This window comes from Jejudonia soesokkakensis (assembly GCF_042664795.1).
GTDB classification, from domain to species: domain Bacteria; phylum Bacteroidota; class Bacteroidia; order Flavobacteriales; family Flavobacteriaceae; genus Jejudonia; species Jejudonia soesokkakensis.
The window spans coordinates 196,801-214,104 of the sequence record NZ_JBHTBN010000001.1; the positions used below are offsets into that span (position 1 = coordinate 196,801).

Genomic DNA, 17,304 nt, shown 5'->3' on the forward strand with positions numbered 1-17,304 from the left:
ATGACAAATTTATACTTTATTTATTACTAACTCGCGGGAATGGGCATAGACTATTACTTTTTTAGCCACTTTAAATCCCATCGCTTCCAAAGCTATTGCATACCTATTAATTTGATCTGCATGTCGTATGTTGAGATCTCCGGTTTTATAATCAAGAATGGTCACTGTATTGTCATCATGAATATTTAATCTGTCTGGTCGTAACAACATTCCGTCTTCAGTAATAATATCTCGCTCATTGATTATTTTTTCTGAAGTTTCAAACAATGCGCGCAGTTCTGGGTGAGAAATAATTGCATGGATCGTCTCTTCCAGTTTTTCAAAACTAACTTGAGAAACTATACTTCTTTCTTTTAATGCCGAAAGTACAGTCGTAGCATCTTCTTTTGTGTAAATCATTGCCATAGTATCATGCAATAAATTTCCCTGTTCAATTGCTATTGAAGCTTCAGTATCCCATAGCGATGCTTCAGCAGTTACTATGGAGATAGTATGTTCTTCCAAGGCCGAAGATAACATTGTTGGAGTGTTTTTTTCTAGTATTTCGGAAGCGGTAACAGACTGCTTTTCGTGTTGCTTTCCGAAGGAATAAACGAGAGAATCTTCAGAATAATGACTCACCGACTGAAGATACGAAACAAACAAATCGGTAAAATTTTTAGGTGATTCTGCCGAAACTTTTGAAGGTTTTTCAGCAATAATATACAACTGTTCAACAGGACGCGTTAAGGTCACATACAGCAAATTAAATGCGTCAAGTTCTAATGTGTTTTGGCGCGCAGTAAACATAGCCTCGCCTACAGGACCATATTCGGCTACCTCTTTGTTATAATGGATGCGGGCTTCCTCAAATGCAAATGTACTTTCATCAAGAGGAAACCAGGTTCGGGCTTCAATTTCTTTATAGATATTTACATTGGCATAAGGAAAAATCACCACTGGGAATTCCAGACCCTTGGCTTTATGAATGGTCATCAATTGCACAGCATTTAACTGTTCGCTGGCTGCAATAGAAGCAGAATCTTTCTTGGCTTCCCAATGCTCTAAAAATAAAAGTTTATTTGTTTGTGGCTGCAGTTCAAAATCATACACAAAATCTAAGAAACCAAACAGAAAGGCATCTGGATTCTCGTTTAACTTACACTGCCGAATGACGTATTCACAAGCTTCATATATAGAAACAGCTGTTATTTCTTTAAAATCGAGGAGAATATTATAACCTGTAAGAAATTCTGAAAAATCTGATGCTTTTAAACCTGCATCTAAAAAGGGATGCTTTTCAACTGAAAACGTTCCGAAGTCGTATAAAAAATCAAGTACTTTAATTTTAATTTCATCATTTTCGGGGAAACAACTTAAAGTAATCATATTCATTAAAAAGCATACGGTGGCAGAAGATTGCAGTAACAAGGTTTCTTGTGAAATGACTGGGATGTTATTTTCTAATAAATACTGCCCTAAAACAACGCCGTCTTTTTTGCTACGTGTAAGAATGCAGATGTCACGATACTCAAATTTGTTTGCCCTGGCTTCCAAAACACATTGGTGTACTTTCTGGGTATATAAGTCGTCTTTATTTGCCCTGTTTTCGGTTTCCACAAACTCAATCTGAACATAGCCTGTTTCTTTTTTATTGAGGTGTTGGTTATTGCCCACCTGATATAATTCCTGATGTTCTGCGTTTCCAAAATAGGTGGCAATATGGCTAAAGAAGGTGTTGTTAAATTGAACAATTTCAGAAAAACTCCGATAGTTGGTGGGCAGGTTTTCTATACTGGGAATGGTTGCTGTAAACGGACCATTTTCATGATACAAATCAATAAATTGTTCAGGCAAACCGCCACGCCAGCGATAAATAGATTGCTTGGCATCACCTACCAAAAGGAGTGATCCCGTCTCGCCCTCCTGAGTTTGTTGTGAAAGCGCGTTGTCTATCAACGGAATTAAATTTTCCCATTGCATCTGTGAGGTATCTTGAAACTCGTCAATAAAAAAATGGCGATAGCGTTCCCCCAATCGTTCATAGATAAAAGGAGCTGGCTGATTTTTAATTTCTTTATTAATAAGGGCATTAAACTCGGCAATAGGAAGTACATTCTTTTCTTCTTTAATAACTTCTACTTCTTTTTGAACCATATTTAAGACCGAAAGCGGCACGAGATTTCGCAGTGCGTTTGTAAATAGTTTTTTTTGAAGTAAAGCTTCTTTTGTTTCCTTAACTTTCAGAATAAAATTAGGAGTTAGTGTGTCGATTATGGATGCAATCTCTGGTGTACTTTTCTGTACTTTTCCAGAATAGAGTGGTTTTTCATGAATAGAGGTAATCCATTTTGTTTTAAAGTTGATATCAGTTCTACCTTCCTTCAGTTTTATAAAATGGTCAAAAAAGTAGCCACTACTAAAATGTAATCGTTCTAACCCCTCAAATTCTATTGTAGATAAAACATCTTTTGCTTTTTCTGAAATTTCAGCATCCAATGCCTTTATTTTTTTCCGAAGGGCATTTGAAAAGGCTTTAAAGTCGGCTAATGATTTACCTTTTAATTTTTCGACATGAGGTGCTTCATTTTCATTAAACAGTATTTCTGAGGCTTTTACAATATCGCGGGCGATATCCCAGGAGCGTTCGTCGTCTGTTTTCTCCAATACAAAATCCAGAAGGACTTTAGTAATTTCAGGACTTTCACCGGCTTTGCTCAGTAATGAATCGACAGCTTCTGTTAGCAATTGTTGTGTGTCTAGTGTAACCTCAAAGTTAGTTGGCAGCTTTAGGTCCCTTGCGAAGGTACGGATGAGCTGGTGGTTAAATCGGTCAATGGTATCCACACTAAAACTTGCATAATGATGCAGTAAGTGTTTTAGGACGCGAATGGATTTCTCGTGAATCTGTGGAATATCCTGGTTGGTTTCTTCGGCAAGAGCCATTAGCATTTGTGAAGGCTCATGTAATGATTTTGTTTCTGAAAATGAAACGAGATTAGAAATGATACGTTGTTTCATTTCGGCTACAGCTTTATTAGTAAAGGTAATAGCAAGTAAGTTTTTATAGGCTCCTTCTGAAGCTGGAGTTAGTATCAGTTTTAAGTATTCTTTGACCAGTGTATAGGTCTTACCACTTCCCGCAGAGGCGTTATAAATAGTAAAAGGAACTTGAGTGTTAAGCAAAACAATTGTTTTTACTAAAATAATTAAAAATCAACGGTCTTAGTAGGAATATCAAAATTATCTATACAACTATCAAAATCTTATAAATTCTATAACACATTTTGGGAATGTTAATGATTATTTTTGAGCTACTTAAAACTGAATAAATAACTTAAAAAATAAAAATTATGTCATTTAAACTGCCACAATTACCGTATGATTATGATGCATTAGCACCACATATAGATGAGAAAACCATGAAGATTCATCATGGGAAACACCATCAAGGATATACAGACAAGCTTAACAATGCAATTGAAGGAACTGACCTGGAAGGTAAAACCATTGAAAATATTCTGATTAATCTGGATATGGAAAATAAAGCGGTTAGAAACAACGGAGGTGGGTTTTACAACCATAGTTTATTTTGGGAAATTATGTCGCCAAATGGAGGAGGAGAGCCTAGTGGAGATTTAGCCAAAGCGATCAATAGCTCATTTAACTCATTTGCAGATTTTAAAGAAAAGTTTTCTGAAACCGCAAAGGGTCAATTTGGTTCTGGATGGGCATTTTTATGCGTCAAAGAAGATGGCTCTTTAGATATTTGTGGATGTCCTAATCAAGACAATCCTTTAATGCCTGGTGTAGGTTGTGGAGGAACTCCTATTTTAGGACTTGATGTTTGGGAGCACGCATATTATCTTAATTATCAAAACAAGCGTCCAGATTATGTTGAAGCATTTTTTAATGTAATTAACTGGGAAGAAGTAGGGGCTCGCTATTCAAAAAAATAAGTAGCAAACTACATATAAAATAAAAAAGATTTTACTGCACAGTAAGGTCTTTTTTATTTTGTGATTATACGATAGTTTTAAAGTGTCTGAAGAAAAATAAAAGAATTTGAAAACGGCTTTCCTATTAGCTTTGTTGGTATCAATTAAAAAGAACGCATTCGTTACGCTACAAATTCGCCACGCCTAGATGTAATTCATAAAAAGGTTAACAAGTACAATGAATGAATAATCGTCTTGTTGCTGTTGCCACTTCGTATCGTATAAAAAGGCAAAAAGCACTTCATGAGATAAAACTGTTCGCTACGCTCACCACCCCAGACTTTGATGTAAAAGGTTAACAAGTGCAATGAATAAATAATCGTCTAGTTACGATTGCCACTTCGTATCGTTTAAAAAGGCAAAAAGCACTTAATGAGATAAAACGGTTCGCTACGCTCACCACCCCAGACTTTGGCGCATAAAAAAAGGCAGGTTAGCACCTACCTTTTTTTGCCCCAAATCTTACCATGAACTTAACCTACTTATGCTATGGTATATATCAAATATAGAAGATAAATTAATTGCTACACAAACTTTTAGACTAACGACCTGTTTATTCGTTAAAAAGTTCCTTTTGGATAGTTTTAGTCTATTTAATTAGTAGAGATTTGGACCAAAACACTATATTTTTGAATAAAACTAAATGAAATGAGTCTTACAATTCTTTAATTCTCAGCATCTTTTCGATTTAAAACAAATAAAAAAGGTAAACAAGTCGTTTACCTTTTTTGCCCCAAATCTTACCATGAACTTAACCTACTTATGCTTATGGTATGTATCAAATATAGGATATAATTCAGTATGAAATTCCGATTTTTCCTACTTTTGGATAAAGTGGTTTTTATCTTCGATTAAAGACATCTTTTCCTTAAAATAATTGGAAATTTAACATTTTAGTAGGCTCTTTCAGGGTTGCCCTCATAGAAATTGATATACGCTTGATTCACAACTCTGTTGCCTCCAGGAGTAGGATAATTACCTGTAAAATACCAATCACCAAGATTTTTAGGGCATGCCTTGTGAAGGTCATCTACAGACTGGAATATGAGTTTTACATTCGCTTTAATAGTTTCTTCAGAAATGATCTCGGCAATTTTATCTGAAATTTCTTCATCTGTAAAAGGTTCATATAATTCTTTTACATGATTAATGATCTCTGTATCTGCCGTTCCTATTTGTGCCTTGGATTTTTGATAGATCTCTTCGATAATTGAAGCCGTACCTCTGTCTTTATGTAATTCTAATGCTGCATTAAAGGCAACAAGATGTTCCAGTCGAGCCATATCAATCCCATAACAATCTGGATACCTAATTTGTGGTGCAGATGAAACAACAACGATCTGTTTCGGGTTCAATCTGTCCAGCATTTTTAAAATACTTTTCTTTAACGTTGTTCCCCGAACAATACTATCGTCAATAATTACAAGATTGTCACTTGGTTTGACAACTCCATAAGTAACGTCGTATACATGGGCAACCAAATCGTCCCGACTACTATCATCTGTGATAAAGGTGCGTAATTTTACATCTTTAATGGCTATTTTTTCGGTTCGAACTTTATGTGATTGTATTTGAAGCAATCGCTCTTCAGTCAAGTTTCCTGCTTCTTTTAAAATAGCCTCATTTTTTTGTTTATTCAATTCATTTTGAGCTGCGTCTAGCATTCCGTAGAAAGAAGTTTCAGCAGTATTTGGAATAAAAGAAAATACAGTGTTTTCGGTATCGTGATTAATCGCTTTAAGTACTTTAGGCATAATGAGGCGTCCTAATTCTTTTCGCTCTTGGTAAATTTCAGCATCACTTCCGCGAGAGAAATAAATGCGCTCAAAAGAGCACGATTTTTTTTCCAAAGGCGTTAGAATTTCTGAAATATTCATGGTGCCATCCTTACGCATTAATAAGGCATTACCTGGAGGAAGCTCTGTTACATTTTCGAAAGGAACATTAAATACAGTTTGTATTACAGGCCTTTCCGAAGCAACTACAATCACCTCATCATCTTTGTAGTAAAATGCTGGTCTAATTCCAGCAGGGTCCCGTAGAACAAAGGCGTCACCATGTCCTAACAATCCTGCCATCGCATAGCCGCCGTCCCAGTTTTTAGCCGACTTCTTTAAAATTTTTGAAAGATTCAAATTTTCTATGATATAAGGAGAAGCTTCAATTTTGCTGAGTCCTTTTTTCTTTGCCTGTTTGTATAATTTACGCACGGCATCATCAAGAAAATGTCCAATTTTTTCCATCACCGTAATCGTATCGGCTTTTTCTTTTGGGTGCATACCAAGTTTGATCAAGTTATCAAATAACTCGGTTGTATTGGTCATGTTAAAATTGCCGGCAATGATTAAATTACGATGCATCCAGTTATTGGTTCGTAAAAATGGGTGAACGGTTTCGACACTATTTCCGCCAAAGGTTCCGTAGCGAACATGCCCAAGAAACAATTCGCCTATGTAGGGGATTAATTTTTTTTGAAGTGCTACGTCATCTTTTAAACCAGGATGCGCTGTAAACTCAGCATTGATACGTTCATTAATTTGAGCAAAAATATCCTGTATGGGCTGAGATTGATTGGAACGAATTCGACTTATATATCGATCTCCTGGAGTTACATCGAGTTTAATGCTGGCAAACCCGGCACCATCTTGACCGCGGTTATGCTGTTTCTCCATCATGAGATACATTTTATTAACTCCATAAAATGCAGTTCCATACTTTTCTTTATAGAATTCTAAAGGCTTTAGCAATCGTACTAAAGCAATTCCACATTCGTGTTTTAAAGCGTCACTCATTGTACATACCCGAAGAGTCGGGAACTTTTTAACTGTTTAGATCTAGATCTATTTTAATTCTACCCAAAGGTAGCTAAGTTCAACAAAAAACGCCCCGAAAATTCAGGGCGCTGTGTTATGTTAATTCGATATCGTATTGTGTCAAGCTTTTAAATTCGTGTAAGCGCTTATTGACTTCCTCTTTCTTCAAATGTTGCATGCGTTCTGTTCCAAATTTCTCAACACAAAAAGAGGCTAAGCAGGAACCATAAATTATTGCTCTTTTCATATTTTCAAAACTATAAGTTCCGGTTTTAGCTAAATATCCAGTAAAACCACCAGCAAAAGTGTCGCCGGCCCCTGTGGGATCAAAAACCTCGGCAAGAGGTAATGCTGGTGCAAAAAACATCTTGTTTTCATGAAATAACAGAGCACCGTGCTCTCCTTTTTTTATGACTACATATGCAGGTCCCATAGTCATTATTTTCTTTGCAGCGTTTACTAAAGAATATTCTCCAGATAGCTGACGTGCCTCTTCATCATTGATTGTAATAACATCCACTTTTGAGATTACCTTTTTGAGGTCTTCTAAAGCTACATCCATCCAGAAGTTCATAGTATCCAGAACCACCATTTTCGGATTCTTCATTTGGTTGATGACACCCATCTGAACCATAGGGTGTAAATTTCCTAACATCACAACTTCGGCATTTCTATATTCAGCAGGAACTTTAGGATCAAAATTTTCTAGTACATTGAGTTCAGTTATTAGAGTGTCCCTAGAGTTCATATCATTATGATATTTACCACTCCAGAAAAAAGTTTTTCCATCTTTAATGATTTCAAGACCTTCCATATTAATCCCCTTATTTTGAAGCATTGCAATGTCTGCTTCAGGGAAATCTCCTCCAACGACAGAGACTATAGCGCTGTCTGTATTAAACTGACTTGCAGACAATCCTATATAAGTGGCTGCGCCACCTAGAATTTTATCGGTTTTCCCAAACGGAGTTTCAATGGCATCAAAGGCTACGGTTCCAACAATTACAAGTTTACTCATATATTCTGAAAATTTTGAAATGCAAATTTACAATTTTATAATCATTCAAAATATGTTTGTATTTAGGAAAGACTTTTAAAATATCATAGCTAATATGTGAGCTATGTCTTACTGTCGTGCTCACAGAATTATTACGAAGTAGGAATTATTTCCTTCCAAAATCGGCAGGAATTTCTCCCCAAGCTTTGGTTTCCCATTTAACCACTACGGTTTTGTAGGGATTATTTTTTAGCCAATGCTCGGCCCTTGCTATGAGTTCAAAAAGGGGTTTATTTTTTGCCGTTTGCTTTAACTTCGTATTGCATTTTTTCTTTTTTACCCAACCCATCGCAATGCGACTGTCGCTATAAATAATTCGGTCACTTCCTTTTTTTTTCAAAAAGGCGATACCATGTACAAGTGCCAGAAATTCTCCAACATTATTAGTCCCCTGCAAAAATGGTCCTTGGTGAAAAAGCTGTTTTTTAGTTTGTGTATCAACCCCACGGTATTCCATTTTGCCAGGATTACCACTGGAGGCTGCATCTACAGAAATACTATATAAATTAGGCTCCCCAAATTTGGCTTTTTCTAAAGGTGTTAAAGTCCGCTTCTTTTTTGAAGATCCTTTACCCTTATAGTCTCTATATTCTCTATCATAGGCAGCTTTAGCTTCCTTTAGGGTTTCAAAACTCATATACTGGGCGCCAGAAACACCTGCAATCGCCTTTTTGCATTTATTCCAGCTGTCATAGATTCCAGCTGGGTTTCCATACCAAACAACATAATATTTTTGTTTTGCCATCCGTCTTACTCTCATTTTTGCCTCATTCTACTGAGACAAATTTTGATACAGACATCTTATCCCGCATTGAATACCACTCTGTTATCAATTGTTTCTCAATATCTTCTCCATCTTCCTTCCTTTTGCTAGTTCATCTACTACTTTATCGAGATATCGTACTTGCCTTGTTATTTCGTTATCAAGTTCTTCAATGCGATATCCACAAATCACTCCTTTTATCTGCTGTGCATTAGGATGCAAAGTAGCCTTCTCAAAAAATTCTTTAAATGTTACGTTCTCTTCTATAAGTTGTTCTAATTTTTTTTCATCAAAACCTGTCAGCCATTCTATTACTTGGAGTAACTCTTCAATTGTTCTCCCTTTTTTCTCAACTTTTGTGACATAATGTGGGTACACAGAGGCAAAAGTAAGCTTTGCTACTCGCTCATGATGTTCTGGAGTTGCTTTCATAGGACTATTTTATATTATAATTTTGTAATAATGGTGCCTTCTAACACTTTTTCTATTATTTTAGGTAACCACTCATATTCTAAGGAATGCACTTTTTTAGCGACAGTACTGGGTGTTTCAGTAGTATTTAAAGCTACTTTTTTCTGAAAGATAATTGCACCCTCATCGTATTTTTCATTTACAAAGTGAATGGTTATTCCAGTTTCAGCTTCATTATTATCAACAACTGCTTTATGTACATGATGTCCGTACATGCCTTTTCCTCCATATTTTGGAAGGAGTGCAGGATGTATATTAATGACTTTATCTGGAAATTGTTTCAGAATCGATTCTGGAAATTTTAATAAAAAACCGGCGAGTACTATAAGGTCAGGTTGTGCTGCTTTTAGTAATTTAAGCACCGTGTTTTCAGAAAACAGTTGTTCTTTGGTAAACCACAATGCCTTTGTGTTAAGAGATTTTGCTCGTTCTAGTACTTTGGCATCCTTCTTGTTTGTGAGGACGAGAACAACCTCAGCAGTTTTTGATTGCTGAAAGTATTGAATCACGTTTTGAGTATTGGTACCGCTACCCGAAGCAAATATCACAATGCGCTTCTTCATATTAATCACATTTCTTTGGGAGTTTCACAGAAGTCAACTTAATTAATAATAAACAAAAGTAAGGCAAAGGGTTTTGACTTCGGCTAAAAATGTTTAAATTGGTTTCACATTTTGTGTTTAAAATGGTTTATTCAATTAAAATATTTTATTTTTGCCACTTAATTAAAATTTAAAACAAAAGATTATGTCAGACATTGCATCAAGAGTAAAAGCTATTATCGTAGATAAATTAGGTGTAGACGAAAACGAAGTTGTAAACGAAGCGAGCTTCACAAACGACTTAGGAGCAGACTCACTGGATACGGTAGAGCTTATTATGGAATTTGAAAAAGAATTTGATATTCAAATCCCAGACGATCAAGCTGAAAATATAGCTACTGTAGGTCAAGCGGTTTCATACATAGAAGAAGCAAAATAAAACTACTTCTTTATGGAATTAAAGCGAGTTGTAGTAACAGGTTTAGGAGCCCTAACCCCCATCGGTAATAACATCCAAGAATACTGGGATGGACTTAAAAATGGAAGGAGCGGTTGTGCCCCTATTACTTATTTTGATACCGAAAAGTTCAAAACTAAATTCGCTTGTGAGATCAAGAACTTTGATCCATTACAACATTTTGATCGTAAAGAAGCCCGAAAATTAGACAGGTTTGCTCAATACGCCATGGTTTCCAGTACAGAAGCCATTGATGATGCTGGTATCGACCTCGATTCAGTAGATAAATTTCGAGTTGGTGTTATCTGGGGAGCAGGTATTGGAGGTATTGAGACGTTTCAAGATGAGGTAATAAACTTTCAAGAAGGGGATGGAACACCACGTTTCAACCCCTTCTTTATCCCTAAAATGATAGCAGATATTGCACCAGGTAATATTTCTATCAAGCATGGTTTTATGGGGCCTAACTATACAACAGTTTCTGCTTGTGCTTCGTCTGCCAATGCTATGATTGATGCTTTAAATTATATACGTCTAGGAACTTGTGATATTATTGTGACTGGAGGAAGTGAAGCCGCAGTAACCAAAGCTGGTGTAGGAGGATTTAATGCAATGCATGCACTTTCGACACTTAATGAAAGTCCCGAAACAGCTTCAAGACCTTTTGATGCTACTCGTGATGGGTTTGTCTTAGGAGAAGGTGCAGGCGCATTAATACTCGAAGAATACGAACATGCAAAAGCGCGTGGCGCTAAGATATATTGTGAAGTTATTGGAGGCGGAATGTCAAGTGATGCTTATCATATGACGGCTCCCCATCCTGACGGAATTGGAGTAGAACGTGTGATGCTTAATTGTTTAAAAGATGCCGGAATTGACGCCAGCGAAGTAGATGCTATAAATACACATGGCACCTCAACACCTCTGGGCGATGTAGCAGAATTAAAAGCAATTAGTGCAATTTTTGGCAAACACGCCAACACAATTAACATCAACTCTACCAAGTCTATGACAGGCCACTTACTGGGAGCAGCAGGAGCCATTGAAGCAATTGCTTCCATTCTGGCTATGCAAAACAGTATGGTGCCCCCAACAATTAATCATACTACAGTAGATGAAAACATCGATCCGTCGTTGAACCTTACCCTAAACAAAGCGCAAGAGCGAGAAGTTAACGTTGCCATGAGTAATACATTTGGATTTGGCGGTCACAACGCTTGCGTACTATTCAAAAAAATAGATGCCTAACACTCATGTAGTATATGGCTTCAATTAAGAACATATTTAATTCCCGCCCTGCACAGGACGGGGATTTTTTTTTAGCAGTTAAAAAGATCTTAGGCTTTAAGCCTAAGGATATCTCTATCTATGTTGAGGCTTTTACCCATCGCTCTACTAATGAAAAAGACAGAGAAGGAAACTCTCAGAACTACGAACGCTTAGAATTTTTGGGAGATGCAATGCTAGGTGCTGTGATCGCTTCACATTTATTTAAAGAAGTTCCTGGAGGTAATGAAGGATACCTTACTAAGATGCGTTCTAAAGTGGTGAGCAGAGAACATCTAAATGAACTAGGAAGAGATTTAAACCTAATAAAATTGGTGAAAACATCCATACCTACAAAGCAGTTTGGAAGTAATATCCACGGGAATGTATTTGAAGCATTGGTAGGAGCTATCTACTTGGACAGAGGTTTTCCTTTTTGTGAAAAGTTTATTCATAAAAGAGTGATCAAACCCTATGTGGATATTGAAAAACTAGAAGGTAAAATAATAAGTTATAAAAGTCTTGTGATAGAGTGGTGTCAAAAGCATAAAATTAGATTTAAATTTTCTATTTACGAAGATACGGGCAATGACTCTCTAAAACATTTTGCTGTAAAGTTGCTTTTTGAAGATAAGGTTATTGCTAAGGCAAGGGCTACTTCAAAAAAGAAAGCAGAAGAACGGGCTGCGAAAAGAGCTTATTTTAAGCTACAACCAACAATCAATAAGGATATCAAGCAAGCAGAATAGAGGAGGTTATTTTCCTAAAAATTTATATTGATTTTACATTCCTTCACGTAACAATGCCTATTTTTATTGCCAGTTAAAGTTTATAAATGGCAAACCACAAGCTGATATTAGATGATGATTTGGGAGAAGAATTTTCGCTCATAGCCATCCATTGTAGTGAGGAAGCTTATAAAATGGCATACTTGCTTAATAAACAACTATCTTTACAATTGCATCGACGTAATGTGGATTTAGACTTTTCAGAAAATGGATTAGACATATCGTTTCCGCTTTTTGAATTTGAAAACCACACGAATTACACAACCTATTTTCTGGTTGCCAATAAGCACAAATCTGCGATGGCTCATACTTCTAGTAGCGGAAGTCTTTTTGGAAATGAAATTCAAGAGGAAGTTGTCACGACCTATCTGCTTCCAGAATACAAGAAAGTTGATTTTTTTCTGAAAATTATATCTGAAAGAGGAGTTGTTTCAGAAAAGAAGATTGTTGCCCAATTAAATGACATTCAGCAGATAATATCTGCATATTCTATACATAAAGAGGCTATCAAAAGTAGCCACAATTTAATTTTTGATTAAATGCCCATACAAAAGAAAACAAAAATAGTAGCCACTTTAGGCCCAGCAACCGACGATAAAAAAATTCTGAAGCAAATGATCCTCGAAGGAGTCAACGTGTTTCGGATAAACTTTTCTCATGCCGATTATGAAGGGGTGAAAAAAAAGGTTTCCATGATCCGAAAGTTAGGAGATGAATTGGGAACCTCAGTTGCAATTCTGGCAGATTTACAGGGACCCAAACTTCGCGTTGGAATCATGAAAGACGAGGTCGTGGTAAGCCCTGGAGATAAAATTTCATTTTGCACTGGAGCAGAATTTGAAGGCACCGCCAAAAAAGTGTATATGAATTATGACAATTTTCCAAAAGATGTCAAAGCTGGAGAAAGGGTTTTATTAGACGATGGAAAGCTAATGTTTGAAGTGCTTTCTACAGATGGAAAAAAAGAAGTAAAAACAAAAGTTATTCAAGGAGGACCTTTACGATCACGTAAAGGAGTAAACCTTCCCAACACCAATATTTCTTTGCCTGCCCTTACTGAAAAAGATAAGGAAGACGCCATATTTGCTGTTTCTCTTGAGGTTGATTGGATCGCACTATCCTTTGTGCGCCATGCTGAAGATTTAAAAGAATTACAAGCACTTATCGAAGCACATAGCGAATATAAAATACCCATTATTGCAAAAATTGAAAAGCCTGAAGCAGTTGCTAACATCGAAAAAATTGTAGCTTATTGCGACGGATTGATGGTCGCGCGCGGTGATCTGGGCGTAGAGGTGCCTGCTGCAGAAGTTCCGTTGATTCAAAAAGAATTGGTATTAACTGCAAAACGTGCCAGAATACCTGTAATTATTGCAACACAGATGATGGAGACGATGATCACTTCATTAACGCCCACCAGAGCCGAAGTAAATGATGTAGCAAACTCTGTTATGGATGGGGCAGATGCTGTGATGCTTTCTGGCGAAACTTCGGTAGGGAAATATCCTGTGGAGGTAATTAAAGTAATGGCAGATATTTGTAAAAATGTAGAGAATAGTGATCTAATTCACGTGCCACAGGAACCGCCACATGTGAGAACCAATAGATATATTACAAAATCTATTTGTTATCATGCAGCATTGATGGCAAACGAAATTAAAGCCACGGCAATTTGTACGTTAACGAATAGTGGGTACACGGCTTTCCAGATCTCTGCATGGCGTCCAGACGCACATATTTTAGTGTATACAAGCAATAAGAGGATATTGTCTCGTCTCAATTTATTGTGGGGCGTAAAGTCCTTTTACTATGACAAATTTGTGAGTACAGACGAAACAGTAGATGATGTAAATCGTATTGCTCACGAACAGGGATTTGTAGAAAAAGGGGATTATTTAATTAATCTTGCCGCCATGCCTATTGTAGATAAAGGGATGGTGAATACGTTACGAGTAAGCCAAGTAAATTAAAAAATCCTCTCTATGTCTAGATCAGAGAGGATTAAAATTTGGATTTATTTGATAAAATAACTTATTCAATTACATAGCTATATACAATTTTCAAAGTATTATCTTGCTTGGTAAGTGTCACGCTGCTTCCATACCCTGTTCCTGCTTGAACATATGCAATTTTATCAAGATTGTTGTCAATTCGTTCAATTTGTAAATCACTTAAAAATATAGCTTCAGGTTTATTGCTGTTTTGAATCGTCTGAGCATCGCGTCCTTTTGGATTGGGAAATGAAAATGATGAAGGAATATCGTATAGCTTTTGTGCTATGTAAAAGGCTTCATGCCAGTTTTGTGTTGGTAAAATAACAGTTTCAGAATTGGTAGGCTTACTAGCCGTTCCACCAGTACTTTCAGTATAGGATGCCTCCGGAAACTTTTTCTGAAGATCTGCTACATACATCTTCGCTTTCATATCTCTTTCTGGTGGAAAGAATTTGGAGAGAAATCCGTTAAAGGCAAAACCTGTTTTATGATTATATTCCACCTTATTCATTCCGCCGTCAATCCCGCCAACATTCATAGTGTTTTCTGTTTCAGACACAATCACTTTTAGCTTTGTGCCATAAGGCATAACGGCTAGTTTCTCACTATTTAGATTATTGTGTTCTCTCAGGGTCAATCCGCTGGGAGCCGTCACATAGAGATAGGTTTCGGTTGTTTCAACAGGGCTGTCGTTTACGGCAAGTTCTTTGGTTTCTTCTGTTGGAGTTTCGGTTTGTTCATTTTTGCAAGCCGTGAATAGGGTTAGGATTGCAAGAGCTACGATTGAAAAGGCTACTTTTTTCATAATGGAAAGGGTTTTAAGATGAATAAAAAAGTAGTTTCAAATCATAGGAATTAAAAATCAAGTTTTAGTTGTACGTCAATGCTTTTTTCCTTCGGAAACTCTTTCTTTTTAGGAGCTTCATTGTTGAGGTTTGACATGCTTATACCCAATAAACGTACCGACTCGGACATTTCGTCTTGGAATAACAAATCTTTAACATGCTCCATAATTAATTCTTTACTTGCGATATACAACGGAAGCGTTTTACTACGAGTTTGTAATGTAAAATCACGGTATTTAATTTTTAGGGTGATAGTTCGGCCAGCGACTTTGCTTTTTTTTAATCGGCGCTCTACTTCTGCAGCGATTTCCTCAAGGCGTTCCAGCATAAAAATCTCGCTGGAGATATTTTCAGAAAAAGTACGTTCGGCAGCCAGCGATTTTCGGGTACGCTCAGGCTTAACTTTACTAGTGTGGATACCACGAACAATATGATAATAATACGCGCCGCTCTTTCCGAAGTGCTCTTGAAGATACTCCATCGATTTTCCTTTTAAATCTTTCCCAGTGTAAATACCATGGCGGTACATTTTTTCTTTCATCACCTTTCCCACCCCGTAGAATTTTTTAACGTCTAGTTGTTCCAAAAAATCTAACACCTCTTCTGGCGGTATGGTTTTTTGTCCGTTGGGCTTATTGATATCACTTGCTACTTTTGCAATAAACTTATTGATACTAATTCCTGCCGAAGCATTCAAACCCGTTTTTTCTTTTATTTTATTCCGAATTTCTAATGCAATCAAACTGGCGCTCGGATTTCCTTTTTTGTTTTCGGTCACATCCAGATAGGCTTCATCCAGTGAAAGGGGCTCAACCAGATCTGTATATTCAAAAAAGATCTTTCTAATTGTATCTGAAAACTCTTTGTATCGTTCAAAATCGGTTCGTACAAAAATTAAATGTGGGCATAATTTTTTAGCCAATACACCACTCATAGCCGAGCGCACTCCAAATTTACGAGCTTCATAACTTGCCGCACTTACCACACCACGCGAACCTCCACCGCCTACCGCAATCGCCTTACCACGTAGCGTAGGGTCATCCAATTGTGCTACAGACGCATAAAAGGCATCCATGTCTACATGAATAATTTTACGAATAGGAAGCTCGTTTTCCATCCTTTAAAAATAGTATCTTTATTCTCAATTATGAATAAAACAGCCATACTATTAGGAGCAACAGGATTGACAGGAGGTATTTTGTTAGATTATCTTCTTCAGGATGAGGACTTCGGAAAAATTATCATTTTTGGAAGAAGCTCCTGTGAAAAAGAACATCCAAAAATTGAAGAACACCTGGGCGATATGTTCGAGTTAGAAGCATTTTCTGAAGCGTTTAAAGGCGATGTTGTGTTTTGCTGTATTGGAACCACAAAGGCAAAGACACCTAATAAAGAAACCTACAAAAAAATTGATTACGGGATTCCTGTAACAGCAGCAAAGATTGCCAAACAAAACGAAATTGAAATCTTTGAAGTGATCTCGGCTATGGGAGCGAATATTAACAGCAGTACTTTTTACAATAAAGTAAAAGGCGAAATGGAACGTGATGTGCTCGCTCAAGGAATTAAAAACACGTATATTTTTCAGCCTTCCTTAATCGGTGGCGATAGAGATGAAAAACGACTAGGGGAGCGGTTGGCACAAATTGCGATGGGCACTTTTGGCTTTTTAATACCGAAACAGTACAAGATGATTGAACCCGATACAATTGCCAGAGCAATGTTGCGAGTAAGTAAAGATGGTTTTTCTGAAAAGAGAATAGCTTCAGATAAAATAAAGGATTTAGGTAATAAGTAAAATGACCCATGCCTGTGCAAGGGATAAATATGATTGAAATCGAACGTAAATTTCTGGTGATTTCTGAAGCTTTTAAAATGGAAGCATTTTCAGAAAAAAGAATCGTGCAGGGGTTTTTAAATACGCATCCAGACAGAACCGTTCGGATAAGAATTAAAGGAGAGGAGGGGTTTATAACCGTAAAAGGCAGATCAAATACCGAAGGTACCACTCGTTTTGAGTGGGAACGCAAAATTTCGGTTCAAGAAGCGGAAGCCTTATTAGCAGTATGCGAAGAAGGTGTAATTGATAAGATACGGTATGAAGTAAAATCAGGAAGTCACGTGTTTGAAATTGATGTGTTTTTAGAAAAAAATAAAGGGTTGGTGATTGCAGAAATTGAACTTAGCAATGAAAATGAAAGCTTTATTAAACCATTCTGGCTTGGTGAAGAAGTAACGGGAAACATCAAATATTATAACTCACAATTGAGCAAAAAACCATTTACCGAATGGTAAATTTAGTGCACTGTGTATCTTTAAAAAAACAGTCTA

Annotated in this window: 16 protein-coding genes; 8 read left to right on the plus strand and 8 right to left on the minus strand. The window is 36.7% G+C overall.

Annotated elements, in window-relative coordinates; all coding sequences use genetic code 11:
- Window positions 1-9: 9 nt before the first annotated feature.
- Window positions 10-3,165: a UvrD-helicase domain-containing protein gene (locus tag ACFQO1_RS00945; RefSeq protein WP_380215786.1), complete on the minus strand. Its 3,156-nt coding sequence runs from the start codon at window positions 3,163-3,165 to the stop codon at window positions 10-12.
- 167 nt (window positions 3,166-3,332) lie between these two features.
- Here ACFQO1_RS00945 and ACFQO1_RS00950 point away from each other — a divergent pair, with 167 nt between their 5' ends.
- Window positions 3,333-3,938, plus strand: a complete 606-nt coding sequence (locus tag ACFQO1_RS00950; RefSeq protein WP_380215788.1) for a superoxide dismutase — start codon at window positions 3,333-3,335, stop codon at window positions 3,936-3,938.
- A gap of 932 nt (window positions 3,939-4,870) precedes the next feature.
- Here ACFQO1_RS00950 and ACFQO1_RS00955 read toward each other — a convergent pair.
- The 5 genes from ACFQO1_RS00955 to purN form a co-directional block, all read right to left on the minus strand.
- On the minus strand, window positions 4,871-6,769 hold the full coding sequence (locus ACFQO1_RS00955; RefSeq protein WP_380215790.1) for an amidophosphoribosyltransferase: 1,899 nt from the start codon (window positions 6,767-6,769) through the stop codon (window positions 4,871-4,873).
- A gap of 115 nt (window positions 6,770-6,884) precedes the next feature.
- On the minus strand, window positions 6,885-7,808 hold the full coding sequence (locus ACFQO1_RS00960) for a PfkB family carbohydrate kinase (protein WP_380215792.1): 924 nt from the start codon (window positions 7,806-7,808) through the stop codon (window positions 6,885-6,887).
- Window positions 7,809-7,953: 145 nt separating this feature from the next.
- On the minus strand, window positions 7,954-8,592 hold the full coding sequence (locus ACFQO1_RS00965; RefSeq protein WP_380215794.1) for a ribonuclease H1 domain-containing protein: 639 nt from the start codon (window positions 8,590-8,592) through the stop codon (window positions 7,954-7,956).
- 84 nt (window positions 8,593-8,676) lie between these two features.
- Window positions 8,677-9,042 (minus strand): DUF2200 domain-containing protein, encoded by a 366-nt coding sequence (locus ACFQO1_RS00970; RefSeq protein WP_380215796.1) that lies wholly within the window; start codon window positions 9,040-9,042, stop codon window positions 8,677-8,679.
- A gap of 14 nt (window positions 9,043-9,056) precedes the next feature.
- Complete coding sequence (gene purN, locus ACFQO1_RS00975; RefSeq protein WP_380215798.1) at window positions 9,057-9,644, minus strand: phosphoribosylglycinamide formyltransferase; 588 nt, start codon at window positions 9,642-9,644, stop codon at window positions 9,057-9,059.
- 184 nt (window positions 9,645-9,828) lie between these two features.
- Here purN and ACFQO1_RS00980 point away from each other — a divergent pair, with 184 nt between their 5' ends.
- The 5 genes from ACFQO1_RS00980 (at window position 9,829) to pyk (ending at window position 14,104) form a co-directional block, all read left to right on the plus strand.
- Window positions 9,829-10,062: an acyl carrier protein gene (locus tag ACFQO1_RS00980; RefSeq protein WP_068590783.1), complete on the plus strand. Its 234-nt coding sequence runs from the start codon at window positions 9,829-9,831 to the stop codon at window positions 10,060-10,062.
- A gap of 12 nt (window positions 10,063-10,074) precedes the next feature.
- Window positions 10,075-11,328, plus strand: a complete 1,254-nt coding sequence (fabF, locus tag ACFQO1_RS00985) for a beta-ketoacyl-ACP synthase II (protein WP_380215800.1) — start codon at window positions 10,075-10,077, stop codon at window positions 11,326-11,328.
- Window positions 11,329-11,342: 14 nt separating this feature from the next.
- Window positions 11,343-12,095 carry a ribonuclease III gene (rnc, locus tag ACFQO1_RS00990; RefSeq protein ID WP_380215802.1) on the plus strand — a complete coding sequence of 251 codons (753 nt, stop codon included), beginning with the start codon at window positions 11,343-11,345 and terminating at the stop codon, window positions 12,093-12,095.
- A gap of 86 nt (window positions 12,096-12,181) precedes the next feature.
- Entirely contained in the window at window positions 12,182-12,673 is a 492-nt protein-coding gene (locus tag ACFQO1_RS00995) for an IPExxxVDY family protein (protein WP_380215804.1), read from the plus strand.
- On the plus strand, window positions 12,674-14,104 hold the full coding sequence (gene pyk, locus ACFQO1_RS01000; protein ID WP_380215806.1) for a pyruvate kinase: 1,431 nt from the start codon (window positions 12,674-12,676) through the stop codon (window positions 14,102-14,104).
- Between the two features lie 61 nt (window positions 14,105-14,165).
- On the opposite strand, the gene ACFQO1_RS01005 is transcribed toward pyk, so the two are convergent.
- A complete protein-coding gene (locus ACFQO1_RS01005; RefSeq protein ID WP_380215808.1) occupies window positions 14,166-14,933 on the minus strand; it encodes an SH3 domain-containing protein in 768 nt (255 codons plus the stop codon).
- Between the two features lie 50 nt (window positions 14,934-14,983).
- Window positions 14,984-16,090, minus strand: a complete 1,107-nt coding sequence (gene dinB / locus ACFQO1_RS01010; protein ID WP_380215810.1) for a DNA polymerase IV — start codon at window positions 16,088-16,090, stop codon at window positions 14,984-14,986.
- Window positions 16,091-16,120: 30 nt separating this feature from the next.
- On the opposite strand from dinB, the gene ACFQO1_RS01015 reads away from it, so the two are divergent.
- Both ACFQO1_RS01015 and ACFQO1_RS01020 read left to right on the plus strand, forming a co-directional pair.
- Window positions 16,121-16,771, plus strand: coding sequence for an NAD(P)H-binding protein (locus tag ACFQO1_RS01015; protein ID WP_380215812.1), 651 nt, complete (start codon window positions 16,121-16,123; stop codon window positions 16,769-16,771).
- A 29-nt stretch (window positions 16,772-16,800) separates the two neighbouring features.
- Complete coding sequence (locus ACFQO1_RS01020; protein WP_380215814.1) at window positions 16,801-17,268, plus strand: CYTH domain-containing protein; 468 nt, start codon at window positions 16,801-16,803, stop codon at window positions 17,266-17,268.
- Window positions 17,269-17,304 lie beyond the last annotated feature (36 nt).

Coding starts and splice junctions, on each gene's coding strand:
- ACFQO1_RS00995 (WP_380215804.1), top strand. CDS start 12,182: ATGGCAAACCACAAGCTGATATTAGATGATGATTTGGGAGAAGAATTT.
- pyk (WP_380215806.1), top strand. CDS start 12,674: ATGCCCATACAAAAGAAAACAAAAATAGTAGCCACTTTAGGCCCAGCA.
- ACFQO1_RS00980 (WP_068590783.1), top strand. CDS start 9,829: ATGTCAGACATTGCATCAAGAGTAAAAGCTATTATCGTAGATAAATTA.
- fabF (WP_380215800.1), top strand. CDS start 10,075: ATGGAATTAAAGCGAGTTGTAGTAACAGGTTTAGGAGCCCTAACCCCC.
- ACFQO1_RS01005 (WP_380215808.1), bottom strand. CDS start 14,933: ATGAAAAAAGTAGCCTTTTCAATCGTAGCTCTTGCAATCCTAACCCTA.
- ACFQO1_RS00970 (WP_380215796.1), bottom strand. CDS start 9,042: ATGAAAGCAACTCCAGAACATCATGAGCGAGTAGCAAAGCTTACTTTT.
- ACFQO1_RS00955 (WP_380215790.1), bottom strand. CDS start 6,769: ATGAGTGACGCTTTAAAACACGAATGTGGAATTGCTTTAGTACGATTG.
- dinB (WP_380215810.1), bottom strand. CDS start 16,090: ATGGAAAACGAGCTTCCTATTCGTAAAATTATTCATGTAGACATGGAT.
- purN (WP_380215798.1), bottom strand. CDS start 9,644: ATGAAGAAGCGCATTGTGATATTTGCTTCGGGTAGCGGTACCAATACT.
- ACFQO1_RS00950 (WP_380215788.1), top strand. CDS start 3,333: ATGTCATTTAAACTGCCACAATTACCGTATGATTATGATGCATTAGCA.
- ACFQO1_RS00960 (WP_380215792.1), bottom strand. CDS start 7,808: ATGAGTAAACTTGTAATTGTTGGAACCGTAGCCTTTGATGCCATTGAA.
- ACFQO1_RS00965 (WP_380215794.1), bottom strand. CDS start 8,592: ATGGCAAAACAAAAATATTATGTTGTTTGGTATGGAAACCCAGCTGGA.
- ACFQO1_RS01020 (WP_380215814.1), top strand. CDS start 16,801: ATGATTGAAATCGAACGTAAATTTCTGGTGATTTCTGAAGCTTTTAAA.
- ACFQO1_RS01015 (WP_380215812.1), top strand. CDS start 16,121: ATGAATAAAACAGCCATACTATTAGGAGCAACAGGATTGACAGGAGGT.
- rnc (WP_380215802.1), top strand. CDS start 11,343: ATGGCTTCAATTAAGAACATATTTAATTCCCGCCCTGCACAGGACGGG.